Origin of the sequence: Paraburkholderia sp. J12 (genome assembly GCF_905220215.1) — a bacterium.
GTDB lineage: Bacteria > Pseudomonadota > Gammaproteobacteria > Burkholderiales > Burkholderiaceae > Paraburkholderia.
The window spans coordinates 16,794-32,961 of sequence record NZ_CAJMZC010000013.1 but is presented as its reverse complement, the minus strand read 5'-3'; the positions used below and the strand labels follow the sequence as shown (position 1 = coordinate 32,961).

The 16,168-nt window shown below is 67.1% G+C and carries 11 protein-coding genes; 4 read left to right on the top strand and 7 right to left on the bottom strand.

Translation table 11 applies throughout. From position 1 onward, the window contains the following. Positions 1–69: 69 nt before the first annotated feature. Together U5760_RS24205 and murU are read left to right on the top strand one after the other, a co-directional pair. Complete coding sequence (locus tag U5760_RS24205) at positions 70–1,119, top strand: aminoglycoside phosphotransferase family protein (protein ID WP_322014842.1); 1,050 nt, start codon at positions 70–72, stop codon at positions 1,117–1,119. 44 nt (positions 1,120–1,163) lie between these two features. Further along, complete coding sequence (gene murU, locus U5760_RS24200) at positions 1,164–1,883, top strand: N-acetylmuramate alpha-1-phosphate uridylyltransferase MurU (RefSeq protein ID WP_322014841.1); 720 nt, start codon at positions 1,164–1,166, stop codon at positions 1,881–1,883. Positions 1,884–1,933: 50 nt separating this feature from the next. Here the strand turns inward: murU and U5760_RS24195 are convergent, their stop codons facing one another. Next, positions 1,934–3,829, bottom strand: coding sequence for an ABC transporter ATP-binding protein/permease (locus U5760_RS24195; RefSeq protein WP_322014840.1), 1,896 nt, complete (start codon positions 3,827–3,829; stop codon positions 1,934–1,936). Positions 3,830–4,103: 274 nt separating this feature from the next. Between U5760_RS24195 and U5760_RS24190 the strand changes: the two genes are divergently transcribed. Beyond that, entirely contained in the window at positions 4,104–4,499 is a 396-nt protein-coding gene (locus U5760_RS24190; protein ID WP_322014839.1) for an acyl-CoA thioesterase, read from the top strand. 27 nt (positions 4,500–4,526) lie between these two features. On the opposite strand, the gene U5760_RS24185 is transcribed toward U5760_RS24190, so the two are convergent. Both U5760_RS24185 and U5760_RS24180 read right to left on the bottom strand, forming a co-directional pair. Then, positions 4,527–7,922, bottom strand: a complete 3,396-nt coding sequence (locus U5760_RS24185) for an EAL domain-containing protein (RefSeq protein WP_322014838.1) — start codon at positions 7,920–7,922, stop codon at positions 4,527–4,529. Between the two features lie 241 nt (positions 7,923–8,163). Next, positions 8,164–8,646, bottom strand: a complete 483-nt coding sequence (locus tag U5760_RS24180) for a nitrate reductase associated protein (RefSeq protein WP_322014837.1) — start codon at positions 8,644–8,646, stop codon at positions 8,164–8,166. A gap of 98 nt (positions 8,647–8,744) precedes the next feature. Here U5760_RS24180 and fdhD point away from each other — a divergent pair, with 98 nt between their 5' ends. After that, positions 8,745–9,587, top strand: a complete 843-nt coding sequence (gene fdhD, locus U5760_RS24175; RefSeq protein WP_322014836.1) for a formate dehydrogenase accessory sulfurtransferase FdhD — start codon at positions 8,745–8,747, stop codon at positions 9,585–9,587. Between the two features lie 82 nt (positions 9,588–9,669). On the opposite strand, the gene U5760_RS24170 is transcribed toward fdhD, so the two are convergent. The 4 genes from U5760_RS24170 to U5760_RS24155 form a co-directional block, all read right to left on the bottom strand. Then, positions 9,670–10,440, bottom strand: coding sequence for an enoyl-CoA hydratase (locus tag U5760_RS24170; RefSeq protein ID WP_322014835.1), 771 nt, complete (start codon positions 10,438–10,440; stop codon positions 9,670–9,672). 81 nt (positions 10,441–10,521) lie between these two features. Then, on the bottom strand, positions 10,522–11,721 hold the full coding sequence (locus tag U5760_RS24165; protein WP_322014834.1) for an acetyl-CoA C-acyltransferase: 1,200 nt from the start codon (positions 11,719–11,721) through the stop codon (positions 10,522–10,524). Between the two features lie 49 nt (positions 11,722–11,770). Then, positions 11,771–14,209, bottom strand: a complete 2,439-nt coding sequence (locus U5760_RS24160) for a 3-hydroxyacyl-CoA dehydrogenase/enoyl-CoA hydratase family protein (protein ID WP_322014833.1) — start codon at positions 14,207–14,209, stop codon at positions 11,771–11,773. 159 nt (positions 14,210–14,368) lie between these two features. Beyond that, complete coding sequence (locus U5760_RS24155) at positions 14,369–16,156, bottom strand: acyl-CoA dehydrogenase C-terminal domain-containing protein (RefSeq protein WP_322014832.1); 1,788 nt, start codon at positions 16,154–16,156, stop codon at positions 14,369–14,371. Between the last annotated feature and the right edge of the window lie 12 nt (positions 16,157–16,168).

The following is a 16,168-nucleotide window of genomic DNA, read 5'->3' as shown; positions in this document are numbered from 1 at the left end:
GTCGCGTCAAAAAAGTCGTGGGGTATTATATGGCAAGACGTTGATCCACTGATTTTGCCTCCGGTTTTCATGACCTCCACCGCCGCGCACCGCCCCGCCGATACCCGCATCGACCTGCTCACCGCCTGGCTCGCCTCGCACGCGCAACGCCACGCACTCGATCCCGCCACGCTGGCCCCGGCTTCCGCCGACGCGAGCTTCCGGCGCTACTTCCGCGTCGCGAGCGCGGGGGCGCACGGCGCGACGCTAATCGCCGTGGACGCGCCGCCGCCCGAGAAGTGCCGCGAGTTCGTGCAGGTGGCCGAGCTGCTCGCCGCAGCCGGCGTGCACGTGCCGCGCGTGCTGGAGGCCGATTTCGACGCCGGCTTCATGCTCGTGACCGACCTCGGCACGGCGCCCTACCTGAAGACGCTGCAGGACGCCGGCCCCGGCCCGCGCTCGCGCGAGTTGATGCGCGACGCGCTCGACGCGCTCATCCGCTGGCAGCTTGCCTCGCGCGAAGGCGTGCTGCCGCCCTTCGACGAAGCGTTCCTGCGCCGCGAGATGGAGCTGATGCCGGAGTGGTACCTGCAGCGCCATCTGGGCCGCGAGGTGAATGCGGCCACGCGCGCGGTGCTGGACAAGACCTTCGCGCTCCTCGTGGAGAACGCGCTCGCGCAGCCTCAGGTGTTCATGCTGCGCGACTTCATGCCGCGCAACTTGATGATCGCGAACCCGAACCCGGGCGTGCTCGATTTTCAGGACGCCGTCTACGGTCCGATCACCTACGACGTCGCCTCGCTGCTGCGCGACGCGTTCCTCAGCTGGGACGAGGAGTTCGAGCTCGACTGCTTCGCGCACTACTGGGAGCACGCGAAAAAGGCGGGCCTGCCGGTGAGCGCCGACTTCGGCGAGTTCTACCGCCAGCTCGAATGGATGGGCCTGCAGCGCCATATCAAGGTGCTGGGCCTGTTCTGCCGCATCAACTATCGTGACGGCAAGCCGCACTACATGGACGACCTGCCGCGCTTTCTCGGCTATGCGAGCAAGGTCGCGCACCGCTACCGGCCTCTCGCGCCGTTCGCGCGGCTCATCGACGAGCTGCAAGGCACGGCCGTCGCAAGCGGCTATACCTTCTGAGCGCTCCGAGCCCCACCACGCCCACCCATGACGAGGCCCCACCCATGAGCCGCGCCCGCTTCGAGCGCACGGCGATGATCTTCGCCGCCGGCCGCGGCGAACGCATGCGCCCGCTGACCGACACCGACCCGAAACCGCTGCTGCCCGTGGCCGGCAAGCCGCTGATCGTCTGGCAAATCGAGCGGCTCGCCGCGGCGGGCTATACGAACATCGTGATCAACCACGCGTGGCTTGGCGAGCGCATCGAAGCCGCGCTCGGCGACGGCGCGCAGTTCGGCGTGACGCTGCGCTACTCGCCCGAGACCGAGGCGCTGGAGACGGCGGGCGGCATCGCGCAGGCGCTGCCGCTGCTGGAAACGCAGGGGGAACCGGCCGTGTTTCTCGGCCTGGCGGGCGACATCTTCAGCGAATACGATTTCGCGCGCCTCGATACGCCCGCGCAAAGGCTCGCGGCAAGACCCGCGCCGGGCATGCATCTCGTGATGGTGCCGAACCCGCCGTTCCACCCCAAGGGCGACTTCGCGCTCGGCGCGGACGGCGTGCTCGCCCTCGACGGGGCGCCTCGCCGCACGTTCGGCAGCATCGGCCTCTACGACACGCGCATGTTCCGCGACCTCGCACGCGGCACGAAGCGCGCGCTTACGCCGTACTATCGCGAGACGATTGCACAGGGGCGCGCAACCGGCGAACTGTACGCAGGGCGCTGGGAGAACGTCGGGACGCCTGAGCAGCTCGCGGCCCTGAACGAAGCCCTGCGCGCCTGAAGCCTCACACGGGCCAGCGCATCGTCGCGCGCGCCGCAGCGCGCGACGCCTCACTCCTCGCCGGCCGCTTCCTCGATGCGCGCGTCGGGAGCGGTGCCGCGCTGCTGCTGGAGCGCCCACATCTGCGCATAATGCCCGCCCGCGGCCAGCAGTTCGGCATGCGTGCCGCGCTCCACGATGCGCCCGTGGTCCATCACGATGATCTGCTGGGCGTGCACCACCGTCGAAAGCCGGTGCGCGATCACGAGCGTCGTGCGCTCGCGCGCGATCTGGTCGAGTTCGAGCTGGATCGCGCGCTCCGAGCGCGAATCGAGCGCCGAGGTGGCCTCGTCGAAGAGCAAAATCGGCGGATTCTTCAGCAGCGTGCGCGCGATGGCCACGCGCTGCTTCTCCCCGCCCGAGAGCTTGAGCCCGCGCTCGCCCACGGGCGTGTCGTAGCCCTTCGGCAAGCTCTCGATGAACGCATGGATATGCGCCGCGCGCGCCGCCGCGATCACTTCGTCGCGGCTCGCCGTGGGCCGGCCGTAGGCGATGTTGTAGTAGATCGAATCGTTGAAGAGCACCGTATCCTGCGGCACGATGCCGATCGCGGCGCGCAGCGAATCCTGCGTGACGTCGCGGATGTCCTGGCCGTCGATCGTGATCGCACCACCGGATTTTTCCGGGTCGTTGCGATCGAGATCGTAGAAGCGAAACAGGAGGCGCGCGAGCGTGGACTTGCCCGAACCGCTGTGCCCCACCACCGCCGTCGTGGTGCCCGCTGCAATTGTGAAGCTCACGTCGTGCAGGATCTGCCGTGACGGCTCGTAGGCGAAGCTCACGTGCGAAAAGCGCACCTCGCCGCCGCGCACGACGAGCACGGGCGCGCCCGGCACGTCGGCCACTTCACGCGAGACCGTGAGCAGCGTGAACATGCGGTCCATGTCGGTGAGGCTTTGCTTGAGCTCGCGATACACCACGCCGAGAAAGTTCAGCGGAATGTAGAGCTGCAGCATGAAGGTGTTGATGAGCACGAGGTCGCCGAGCGTGAGCCGTCCCGCCATCACACCTTGCGTCGCGCGCCAGAGGATGAAGACGAGCCCCGTGCCGATGATGGCCTGTTGCCCGAAGTTCAGCGCCGAAAGCGAATGCTGCGACTGGATGGCAGCCGCGCGATAGCGGTGCAGGTTCTCGTCGTAACGCTTCGTCTCCCACTCCTCGTTGCCGAAATACTTCACTGTTTCGTAGTTGAGCAGCGAGTCGATCGCGCGCGAGTTGGCGCGCGAATCGAGTTCGTTCATGGTGCGGCGAAAATGCGTGCGCCACTCCGTCACCTTCACGGTGAACACGATGTACGCCACCAGCGCGACGAGCGTGACGATCGCGTAGTACGCCTCATATTTCACGACGAAGAAGCCGAGCACGAGGCCTACTTCGACGAGCGTCGGCAGGATGCTGTAGAGCGAGTACGAGATGAGCTGGGTGATGCCGCGCGTGCCGCGCTCGATATCGCGCGTCATGCCGCCCGTTTGCCGGTCCAGATGAAAACGCAGCGAAAGCGCGTGCAGATGGCGGAACACCTTGAGCGCGAGCTGGCGCACGGCGCTCTCGGTCACCTTCGAAAAGAGGATCTCGCGCAGCTCGGTGAAGAGCGACGTCGAAAGCCGCACGATGGCATACGCCACCACCAGCAGCCCGATGCCGCCGACGAGCACGATGCCCGGCGCGTGCTCCGCGCGCCCGAGCGCCGTGAGATGGCGCACCGAAGCGAGGTTGTCGACGATGTGCTTCATCACGATCGGCACGCCGAGATTGGCGACCTTCGCGCCGATCAGGCAAGTGAGCGCGAACGCCACGCGCCACCGGTACGCGGTGAGATAGGGCAGCAGCGAGACGATGGTCTGCCAGTCGTTGCGCGGCCCGATGGCGGGCAGCGCGGGTTCGTTGGACGTTGGGAAACGGCGCATGAAAGCAGCGGGGAACCGCGTGATGTAGTGGGGAGTGTCCGGCGACGGGTTCGGCAGGCGCCATCACGTCGATAACGACGTCGGCGACGACTCCGGGCCCAGCCTCGAAGGCCCGGCCCGGACACCTGCTTTCCCGTACAATTCCTGATCGACGTATTGTCGCAGAAGGCCGCCGGCGGCGCTGAGGCGGGTCCTGCGGCGCTTTTTGTGCGGCACCGGCTCAATAGCCGGTGTCGCGCCTGCTGCAAAGCTCCCACTTTTTCATGGACGACCGATGACCGACGCCCTCACGCTTCCCCCCCAACCGCCCGCGCTGCGCGTCGTCCCGCAGCCCTCGGACGCGAACGTCCACGGCGACGTGTTCGGCGGCTGGATCATGTCGCAGGTGGACATTGCCGGCTCGATTCCGGCCAGCCGGCGCGCGAACGGCCGCGTGGCGACCGTGGCGGTGAACTCGTTCCTCTTCAAGCAGCCCGTCTTCGTCGGCGACCTGCTGAGCTTCTACGCCAATATCGTCAAGACGGGCAAAACCTCGGTGACGGTCGAGGTCGAGGTGTACGCCCAGCGCATGCGCCTCGCCGAAGAAGTGGTCAAGGTGACGGAAGCGACGCTCACCTACGTGGCCACGGACAGCGACCGCAAGCCGCGCCAGCTGCCCCCGCTCGCCTGAGCCTCGCGCCCGCGACCCTCGCGCGCTTCAGGCCATCCACGCCGCCCCGGTCCCTTCGTCGTATGCCACGCTCGCGCCCAGCAGCGTGGCGATGTCCTCGCCGGGCAGCGGCGGCGCGAAAAAGAATCCCTGCATCTCGTCGCAGTCGCGCTCGCGCAGGAACGCGTACTGCGACGACGTCTCCACACCCTCCGCGATCACCTGAAGCTGCAGTTCGTGCGCGAGCGCGATGATCGCCGCCGTGATGGTCTCGTCGTCCACGCTCGTGCCGATGTCCGCCACGAACGAACGGTCGATCTTGAGCCGGTCCACCGGCAGCCGCTTCAGGTAGCTCAGGCTCGAATAACCGGTGCCGAAGTCGTCCACCGAAAGCCCGATGCCCAGCGCGTGCAGCTCGTTGAGCATCGAGACGGCTTCCTCGGCGTTGCGCATCAGCGTGCTTTCGGTGAGTTCGAGTTCGAGATAACAAGCGGCGAGCCCCGTTTCCGCCAGCACCTCGGTCACGAGCTGCGCGATATTGCGCTGATGAAACACGCGCGCCGAAAGGTTCACGGAAACGCGCACCGCCGGCAGCCCGTCGCGCTGCCAGGCGCGGTTCTGGCGGCACGCCTCGCGCAGCACCCAGTCCGATAGCGGGCCGATCAGGCCGCTTTCCTCGGCCACGGGGATAAACTGCGCCGGCGGCACGAGGCCGGTCTCCGGATCGTTCCAGCGCACGAGCGCCTCCATGCCCACGATGCGCCCGCTCCCCACCTCCACCAGCGGCTGGTAATGGAGCCGGAATTCCCCGTCGCGCAGCGCGCGGCGCAGGCGCCGCTCGAGGTTCATGCGCGCGCCCACGCTCGCGTTCATCTCGGGCTCGAAGAACTGGAAGGTGTTGCGGCCCATGTCCTTCGCGCGGTACATCGCCACGTCGGCTTTCTTGAGCAGCGTCTCCGCGTCGCTGCCGTCCTGCGGGAACACGCTCGCGCCCATGCTGCAGCCCACGTAGAGCTCGGTGCCGTCGAGCCACACGGGCTCGGAGATCATCGCCCGCGCGCGCTCCATCCAGTTGATGAGCGACTTCTCGTCGATGGTGTCGGTGAGCACGATCACGAATTCGTCGCCGCCGTGGCGCGCCACCGTGTCGCTCGTGCGCGTGCAGCGCGCGAGCCGCTCGGCCACCACGCGCAGCAGCCGGTCGCCCACGCTGTGGCCGAGGCTGTCGTTCACGTTCTTGAAACCGTCGAGGTCGATGAACACCACGGCCACGCCGCGCTCGTGCCGGTGCGCGGAAACGAGCGCCTGCTGGAGCCGGTCGCGCAGCAGATTGCGGTTCGGCAGCAGCGTGAGGCTGTCGTAGTTCGCCTGGTATTCGAGCTGCTCCTGATAGCGGATCAGCTCGGTGACGTCGTTGATGATGCCGATGTGGTGGGTCGTGCGGCCGTCGAGATCGGGCACCGGCGCGATCAGCAGCTGGTTCCAGAACAGGCCGCCGTCCTTGCGGTAGTTGCGCAGCACGGCGCTGACCTCGCGGTTGGCGCCAAGCGACTCGCGAATCGTGATGAGGCCGTCCTGGTCGCGGTCGTCGCGCTGCAGCAGGCGGCTGTCGAGGCCGATCACCTCGGCCGGATCGTAGCCCGTGATGCGCCGGAACGCAGGGTTCGCGTACTCGATCAGGTTGCTGCCGCCCGGCCCGGGCGCCGTGATGAGAATCGCGTTCACGCACGCGTCGAGCGCGCGGCTTTGCAGGCGCAGCGCCAGATCGGCGCGCTTGCGCTCGGTGGTGTCGGTGAAGGAGCCGATCACGCCGATCACGCGGCCCTCGCCGTCGAGCATCGGCAGCTTGCTCGTCAGCGTGGTCTTGTGCACGCCGTCGATCGTCAGGTCGTCTTCGAAATTGATGTTCGGCAGGCCCGATTCGAGCACCTCCCGGTCCTGCGCCTGCATGCGCGGGGCGTAGGCGCGCCAGGGCAGCTCTTCGTCGGTCTTGCCGATCACCTGCTCGGGGTACGCGAGGCCGGCGTCGCGCGCGAACGTCATGTTGCAGCCGAGGTAGCGCGAATCGGCGTCCTTCCAGAAGATGCGCTGCGGAATGTTGTCGATCACCGTTTCGAGCATCTGGTTCGAGCGCTGGGCCTCGGCTTCCACGCGGATCTGGTCGGAGACGTCCTCGGCCAGCACGAAAACCGCCGCGCGGCCCAGAAAGGTCAGCGCGTGGTGCGAGATATTGGCGCTGATCGTCGAACCGTCGCGGCGGCGGTGATGCCAGATGCCCGCCATCGTGCGCACGTTCGGCGTGAGCGTGTCCGAGCGCGCGAGGTGCTGCTCGAGACGGGGCACGTCCTCCGCCACGCGAATCTCGCGGATCGTCATCGTGAGGAATTCGTCCTCGCCATAGCCGTACTGCTGGATCGCAGCCGAATTGACGGCGAGAAAACCCAGCGTCTCGCGATCGAACACGTACATCGGCACGGGGTGCGCGTCGAAGAGCCCCTGGAAGCGCTCGCCGATCTCGCGCGTGCCGCGCAGCTTTTCACGCGCCGCGCTTTCGCGCGCGCCGAAGGTGTAGAGCAGCAGCGTCGCGCCCGCGAGCATCGTCACGATCAGCAGCGCCGAGGCGCGGCTCGACGAACGCGACGACTCGCTCAACGCGGCCGCCAGCGCAAGATCCTCGGCGCCCTGCAGCGACGAAAGCCGGGCGTCGAGACGGTCCACACGGGTGTCGAGGCGAATGTATTCGGTGGTCGCCCACGTGGCGGCGTCGGAGGCCAGCGCGGCGAGCGGGGTCGCGACGGCGGGAACGGCACTCGCGCCGCCGATGGCAGCGGCTGAAGCACTGGCGGGTGCGGCATAAAGTCCACTGGCCCAGGCCGGGGCCGCGGTGGCGGCAGTGGCGGCAGTCGTGGCAGTCGCTGCAATGGAGACAGGCGCCGCCACCGCCGACGCCCCCACAACCCTGCCCGTCCCACCCGCCGGCGTCATGACTGCGGCCGGACCCGGCGCGGCGCCCCCGCTCGCAGCGGGTTGCGTCTGCGCATCGGCCACCCGCTGCTCGACGCGTGCGAGCGTGTCGTCGATATCGCGGGCCACGGTCAGCGCCTCGAGCGAGACCGTGTCGAAACGCGCGAGCAGCGCCGGATTGTCGGCCAGCTCCGAGCGCACCGAACGCGCCGCCTCGTCGAGCGCCGCGGCACGGCGCGCGCGCGCGTCCGCCGGCTCGGTGGCGCCGCCCGATTCGAAGCGGCCGAGCGCGGCGAGGCCGCCGCCCAGCGCCTCGCGGAAACGGTCGAGGTCATGCCGCACGCGTGCCGCCTGCGCGGCGCGTGCGTCGATCTCGCGTTGCGTGCCGATCTGCGTCCAGGCCACGAACGCATTGGCCCCCACGGCCGCAGCAACGACCGCCAGATTGATGAGCTGGCGCCTCGGAATTAGAAGATTCATTGTGTGCCGAACGTCGTTCGTCCCCCGCTCGGTACCACAAGGCGCGGAACGACGGAAAACGACCTGCGTGCGAATGGCTGGCGTCTGCTGCGCCAAACCGGATAACGGCACGCTTCGGCAAGGCTTGAGGGAAAAAGGGGGAAAATCCGCCGATTAGAGGCAGCACTACAGAAACGCAATAAGGGCCCGATTAAGGACGCCGACGAACGGCGCCCACGAAAGGCTCAACCGGAGAGGCCGCCTACGCCTGCGCCGCGAGCCCGAACTCGCGCATCGCGGGCGCGAAGTCGTGATTGCTCTCGGGCTTGCGCGCGAGCTTGGCGAGCACGTAGCGCTGAAACGGTGCGAGCCGCGCCCACGCCTCGACGCCCGGTGCCCCCATGCCCGCCAGCGACGCCTGGTGGGCGATGCCGTCCGGCACCGCGTTCACGTCGCGCCAGGCCGGCGTGGGATCGGGTTCGAACCACTCGGGCTCGACGTTGGCATGGGTGCGCAGCATCTCGAAGAGCGCATGATCGAAATTCGGCTCGATTTCGACGTCCTCGTCCACGGGAAAGCGCGCGAGGAGACGCCGGTCCTCCCACGGCAGCAACTGCCACTGGGCGAGCGAGACGCGCAGCCCGAAGCGGTCCAGATTGAAGCGTACGCACATGGGGATATAGGTGAGGTTTTCCGACGACTCGACCTCGAACCCGAAGAGGAGCGGTGCTTCGTTCAAAGACATGGCAGTATCCTGGCGGCGCGAGCGGGGGGCGCCCGCTTGAGGTATTTTAGAACCTTCCGCGGCGCGCGCGAGGCGCGCTGCACCGAGGAGCATGACGTTTGAACCTACCCACCCCAACGAATCCGCTGGAAACCGAAGGCCAGCCCGGCGCCATCGACCTGCGCGTGCACCGGCACCGCGGCGCCGCGACCGAAACCACCACCGATCACGTCGGCCAGGAATGGCCCGTGGCGCTCGTCTTCAACGGCATCTCGCACGCCGTGATGATGTGCACGCCGCGCGATCTGGAAGCGTTCGCGGTCGGCTTTGCGATTTCGGAAGGCATCGTCGGCCGTAACGCCGACATTCAGGACATCGAGGTCTTTCTGCACGAAGACGCGGAGCTGCCCCACGCGGAAGTTCATCTCACCGTCGTGCAGCAGGCGTTCGCCGGCCTCAAGGAGAAGCGCCGCGCGCTCGCCGGTCGTACCGGCTGCGGCGTGTGCGGCATCGAGAGCATCGACCTGCTCGATCTCGAACCCGAGCGGGTGCCCGATACCGGCTTCGTGGCGCGCCTCGCGCCCGACGCGATCGCGCGCGCGGCGCGCGAGTTGCCGCAGCATCAGGCGCTCACGAAACTCACGGGCGGCCTGCACGCAGCCGCGTGGTGCGATGCCGAAGGCGCGATCGTGCACGCATTCGAGGACGTGGGCCGCCACAACGCGCTCGACAAGCTGATCGGCCAGCTCGTGCTCGAGCGCGCGGATACGCAACAGGGCTTCGTGTTCCTCTCCAGCCGGGCAAGCTACGAACTCGTGCGCAAGGCGGCGCGCGTGGGCATTCCGATGGTGGCGACGATCTCGGCGCCGTCATCGCTTGCGATCACCATTGCGAAGCGCGCCGGGCTGCGGCTCGTGAGCTTCTGCCGCGAATCGGGCTACGTGGACTACGAAACGGCCTGAAGACCGCACGGCGCGGCCCGCCCGGCCGCGTCCGTCTTTTCCCTGCGTTTTGTCTGCTCTTTGGCCGCAGAACGATCCGCGTTCAATCGAACTGGCGGAAATCCGGCTTGCGCTTTTGCAGGAACGCGGTGAACGCCTCGCGCGCTTCGGGCGCGAGCAGCATCTTGCCGAAGTGCACGGCCTCCTCGCTCATGCGCGTCTTGAGTTCGTGCTCGCTCCCCTGCTTCATGAGCGCCTTCGTCACGCGCAGCGACGCGGCCGGCAGCGCCGCGAGCTTCGCCACCTGCGCGGCCGCGAACGCGTCGAGTTCGGCGGCCGGCAGCACGCGGTTCACGAAACCCATGCGATGCGCCTCGGCGGCGTCGAAGGTCTCGCCGAGCAGCAGCTTCTCCGCCGCGCCCTGATAGCCGGCAATGCGCGGCAGAAGCAGCGACGAACCCGCCTCCGGGCACAGCCCGAGCTGCACGAACGGCACCGCGAAGCGTGCGTTGTCGGCGGCATAGACGATATCGCAATGCAACAGCAGCGTCGTGCCCACGCCGATCGCCGGACCGGCCACGGCCGCCACCAGCGGCTTCGTGGCGCCCGATATTTCGGCGAGAAAGCGCATCACGGGCGAATCGCCGCCGGTGGGCGGCGTCTTCAGGAAGTCTTCGATGTCGTTGCCGGCGGTAAACACCTCGGCATGACCGCGGAACAGCACGGCGCGCACGGCGGCGTCGGCCTGCGCTTCCTGGAGCGCATCGACCATGGTCTGGTACATCGGCGGCGTGAGCGCGTTCTTGCGCTCGGGCCGGTTGATGGTGATCGTCAGCACACCGTTGTTGCGGTCAATCAGGATTTCGTTGCTCATCGTGGTCTCGATACAAAAACGGTTCGCAGACCGTGAAGTCTGCGAACCGTGTTGTCAGTCATGCAATGGCCGCTGAAACGCTTACAGCCGCTCGATGATGCCCGCTGCACCCATGCCGGTGCCCACGCACATCGTCACCATGCCGTACTTCAGATTGCGACGGCGCAGGCCGTGCACGACCGTCGAAGCGCGGATCGCGCCCGTCGCGCCGAGCGGGTGGCCCAGCGCGATCGCGCCGCCGAGCGGGTTGATCTTCGAAGGATCGAGACCCAGGTCCTGGATCACCGCCAGCGACTGCGCAGCAAACGCCTCGTTCAGCTCGATCCAGTCGAGATCGTCCTGCTTCAGGCCCGCGGCCTTCAGCGCCGCCGGAATCGCTTCCTTCGGGCCGATGCCCATGATCTCCGGCGGCACGCCGCGCACCGCGAAGCTCACGAAGCGCGCGAGCGGCGTGAGGTTGAACTGCTTGAGGATCTTCTCGGAGACCACGATCAGCGCGCCCGCGCCGTCCGAGGTCTGCGAGCTGTTGCCGGCCGTGACCGAGCCCTTGTTCGCGAACACCGGGCGCAGCTTCGCAAGGCCTTCGAGCGTCGTGTCGGCGCGCGGGCCTTCGTCGAGTTCGATCAGGCGCTCCTTCACCTTCACTTCGCCGCTGGCGAGATCGGGAAAACGCTCGACGAGCGTGTACGGCGCGATCTCGTCCTTGAACTCGCCCGACTGTTGCGCGGCCAGCGCGCGGCGGTGCGATTCCACCGAGAACGCGTCCTGTGCGTCGCGGCTCACCTTCCAGCGCTCCGCGACCTTCTCGGCGGTCAGGCCCATGCCGTAGGCGATGCCGATGTCTTCATTGCGATCGAAGATGTGCGGCGAGAGCGACGGCTTGTTGCCCATCATCGGCACCATGCTCATCGACTCGCAGCCGCCCGCGATCATCGCGTCGGATTCGCCCACGCGGATGCGGTCCGCCGCCATCGCGAGCGCCGTGAGGCCCGACGCGCAGAAGCGGTTGACGGTCACGCCGCCCACGCTTTGCGGCAGCCCCGCGAGCAGCGCGCCGATACGCGCCACGTTCAGGCCCTGCTCCGCTTCGGGAATCGCGCAGCCGATGATGGCGTCTTCGATCACGCTCGTGTCGAGACCCGGCACCTGGGCGACCGCCGACCGGATCGCGTGCACCAGCAGCTCGTCGGGGCGGGTGTTCTTGAACACGCCGCGCGGCGCCTTGCCGATGGGTGTGCGGCTCGCGGCGACGATGTAGGCGTCCTGCAACTGTTTGCTCATCTGTAACTCCAGTCCTTAAATGGGATAGCCGGTCCGTACGTCGTGCCGCTTAGTTGCGCACCGGCTTGCCGGTTTGCAGCATGCCCATGATGCGTTCCTGCGTCTTCTGCGTGCCGAGCAGATCGACGAACGCGCGGCGCTCCAGCTTGAGCAGCCACTCTTCGTCGACGAGGCTGCCCGCTTCGACGTCGCCGCCGCAGACGGCTTCCGCAATGCGGCTCGCGATCAGGAAGTCGTGGTCGCTGATGAAGCGGCCATCGCGCATGTTGACGAGCGACGCCTTGATGGTCGAGATCGCCGAACGGCCCGCCACCGGAATCTGCGTCGCGCGCAGCGGCGCACGGTAGCCCGCGGCGCTCAACGCACGCGCTTCCTTCTTCGCCGTGTCGAGCAGCTCGAACACGTTGAAGACGATCGTGTCCGAAGGCTTCACATAGCCCATCGCGCGCGCTTCGTGCGCCGAGGCCGAGACCTTCGCCATGGCGGCGTTTTCGAACGACTTCTGCAGGAAGCGGAGCAGATCGCTCGGCACGGCGCCGATCGCCTGCGCGCCTTCCGCTGCGCGGATCGCCGCTTCCTTCAGGCCGCCGCCTGCCGGCACGAGACCCACGCCCACTTCCACGAGGCCGACGTAGCTTTCCACGTGCACGACGCGCTTCGCGCTTTGCAGCATGATTTCGCAGCCGCCGCCGAGCGCGATGCCCGACACCGCCGTCACGACCGGCACGTTCGCGTACTTCACGCGCAGCATCGTGTCCTGGAACTTCTTCACGAACGGCTCGATGCCCTTCGCACCGCCCATCATGAAGGCGGGCATGGCTTCTTCGAGGTTCGCGCCCGCCGAGAACGGGCCGCCCGGCGCGCCGAGCTTGAGCGACGTCGGCTGCCAGATCACGACGCCCTTGTAGCCCTGCTCGGCGATCTCGATGGCCTTCACGAGGCTGTCGAGCACGCCCGGGCCCATGGTGTTCATCTTGCTCTTGTACGAAACGATGACGACATCGTCTTCGCCTGCGCGGTCATCGACCCACGCGCGCAGATGTTCGTTTTCGAGCAGCGTCTTGCCGAAGGTCTTCGGATCGCGTGCCGTCTCGCCGAGGAGCGCGGCGCGGAACACCTGACGCTCGTACACGGGCAGGTCCGAACGCGGCACGAAACGCGACGCGGCCGGCGACCACGAGCCTTCGGCGCCATGCACGCCGCCGTTCGCGGCGACCGGGCCTTCGAGCACCCACGCGGGCAGCGGCGCGTTCGAGAGCGTCTTGCCGGCGTCGATGTCTTCCTTCACCCACTCGGCCACCTGCTTCCAGCCCGCGGCCTGCCAGCCTTCGAACGGACCTTCGTTCCAGCCGAAGCCCCAGCGAATGGCGAGGTCGACGTCGCGCGCGTTGTCCGCGATCGACTGCAGATGCACGCCGATGTAGTGGAACACGTCGCGGAAGATCGACCACAGGAACTGCGCCTGCGGGTGCTGCGTTTCGCGCAGGAGCTTCAGGCGCTCGGCCGGCGGACGCTTGAGGATGCGCCCGACGATCTCGTCGGCCTTGCCGCCCGCATCGACGTACTCGCCCGTGTTGGCGTCGAGCACCTTGATAGCCTTGCCTTCCTTGCGATAGAAGCCGCCGCCGGTCTTCTGGCCGAGCGCGCCCTTCGCCACGAGTCCCGCCAGCACGGCCGGCGTCTCGTAGACCGGGAAGAACGGATCGTCCTTCAGGTTGTCCTGCATCGTCTTGATGACGTGGGCCATCGTGTCGAGACCCACGACGTCCGCCGTGCGGAACGTCGCCGACTTCGCGCGGCCCAGACGGCTGCCCGTGAGATCGTCGACTTCGTCGAAGCGCAGGCCGAACTTCTTCGCCTCGGCGATCACCGCGAGGATCGAGAAGATGCCCACCCGGTTCGCGATGAAGTTCGGCGTGTCCTTCGCGCGCACCACGCCCTTGCCCACCACGCTCGTGAGGAACGTTTCGAGCTGGTCGAGGATTTCGGGCTTCGTGTGCGCGGTCGGGATCAGCTCGACCAGATGCATGTAGCGCGGCGGGTTGAAGAAGTGCACGCCGCAAAAGCGCGCCTTCAGCGTGTCGTCGAAACCTTGCGACAGTTCCGTGATCGAGAGACCCGAGGTGTTGCTCGCGAAAATCGCATTCGGCGCGATGTGCGGCGCGACCTTCTTGTAGAGGTCGTGCTTCCAGTCCATGCGCTCGGCGATCGCCTCGATCACCAGGTCGCATTCCGCGAGCTTGGCGATATCGTCTTCGTAGTTCGCGGGGATGATGTACTGCGCGTCGTCCTTCACGCCGAACGGCGCGGGCGACAGCTTCTTGAGGTTCTCGATCGCCTTGAGCGCGATGCCGTTCTTCGGGCCTTCTTTCGCGGGCAGATCGAAAAGGAGCACGGGCACGCGGGCGTTGATCAGGTGCGCTGCGATCTGCGCGCCCATCACGCCGGCGCCGAGCACGGCCACCTTGCGAATATTGAGATTGCTCACGTTGTTCCTCCAGCGGATATGCAATGTCGAGCGCGATATTGCGTCAATGGGATGTGAGGGCGGCGCCGGGCGCTAGACACGCGCGCGCCGCGTTCGGACATCGTGTGAGCGGGGCGCCTCGTGCCAGCGGGTGCGGCACACGGGACGCCCCGTCGGCTTTTAGAACAGCGCTTCGTCCACTTCCATCAGCGTCTTCGAGCCGGCGCGTGCCTGACGGATCGAGGTCGCCGTTTCCGGCAGCAGCCTGGCGAAATAGAAACGCGCCGTGGCGAGCTTCGACTTGTAGAACGGATCGCCCGAGGCTTCCTTGTCAAGCGCGATGCGCGCCATGCGGGCCCAGAAGTACGCGAACACGAGGTGGCCCGCCGTGCGCAGGTACGGCACCGCGGCCGCGCCCACTTCGTCCGGGTTCTGCATGGCCTTCATGCCGATTTCCATCGTGAGCTTCTGCACCTTGTCGCCGATGTCGGCCAGCGGGTTCACGAACTCCTGCATTTCCGGCTTGATGCCTTCGGCTTCCACGAATTCGGTCACGAGCTTGCCGAACTTCTTGAGCTTCGCGCCCATGTCGCCCAGCACCTTGCGGCCCAGCAGGTCGAGCGACTGGATCGTGTTGGTGCCTTCGTAGATCTGGTTGATGCGCGCGTCGCGCACGTACTGCTCCATGCCCCACTCGGAGATGAAGCCGTGGCCGCCGAACACCTGCATGCCGAGGTTGGTGCTCTCGAACGCGTTATCGGTGAGGAAGGCCTTGATGATCGGCGTGAGGAGCGCCACCAGATCGGCGGCTTCCTTGCGCTCGGCTTCGTCTTCGTGCGACAGCTCCTTGTCGATGTGCAGCGCGGCCCAGTATGTGAACGCGCGGGCGCCTTCGGCCCAGGCCTTCTGCGTGAGCAGCATGCGGCGCACGTCCGGGTGCACGATGATCGGGTCGGCGGCCTTCTCGGGCGCCTTCGGGCCCGTCAGCGCGCGCATCTGCAGACGATCCTTCGCATAGGCGAGCGAGTTCTGGTACGCGACTTCGGTGAGACCCAGACCCTGCATGCCGACGCCCAGACGCGCGGCGTTCATCATCACGAACATGGCGTTCAAGCCCTTGTTCGGCTCGCCGACGAGCCAGCCCTTCGCACCGTCGAGGTTCATCACGCAGGTCGAGTTGCCGTGGATGCCCATCTTGTGCTCGATCGAGCCGCACTTGATGCCGTTGCGCTCGCCCGGCTCGCCTGCGGCGGTCGGGACGAACTTCGGCACGATGAAGAGCGAGATGCCCTTGGTGCCCGGGGGCGCGTCCGGCAGGCGCGCGAGCACGAGGTGGATGATGTTTTCCGACATGTCGTGCTCACCGCTCGAAATGAAGATCTTCGTGCCGGTGATCGCGTACGAGCCGTCGCCGTTCGGCTCGGCCTTGGTACGCAGGATGCCGAGGTCGGTGCCGCAGTGCGGCTCGGTCAGGCACATCGTGCCCGTCCAGGTGCCTTCCACGAGCTTCGGCAGATAGGTCTTCTGCAGCTCGGGCGTGCCGTGCGCGTGCAGACATTCGTAGGCGCCGTGCGAGAGACCCGGATACATGGTCCACGCCTGGTTCGCCGAGTTGAGCATTTCGTAAAGCGCGTTGTTCACGAACGCGGGCAGGCCCTGGCCGCCGTATTCGGGATCGCAGCCGAGCGCCGGCCAGCCGGCCTCGACATACTGCCTGTACGCTTCCTTGAAGCCAGCCGGCGTGGTGACGACGCCGTCGCCGGCGTACGTGCAGCCTTCGCGGTCACCGGTCTGGTTCAGCGGAAACAGCACCTCGGAGCAGAACTTGCCGGCCTCCTCGAGCACCTGGTTGATCGTGTCGGCGTCGAGGTCGGCGTGCTTCGGCATCTGCTTCACTTCGCCTTCCACGTTCAGCAGCTCGTGCAACACGAATTGCATGTCGCGCAGCGGCGCGGTGTACTGTCCCATGTCTACTCTCCA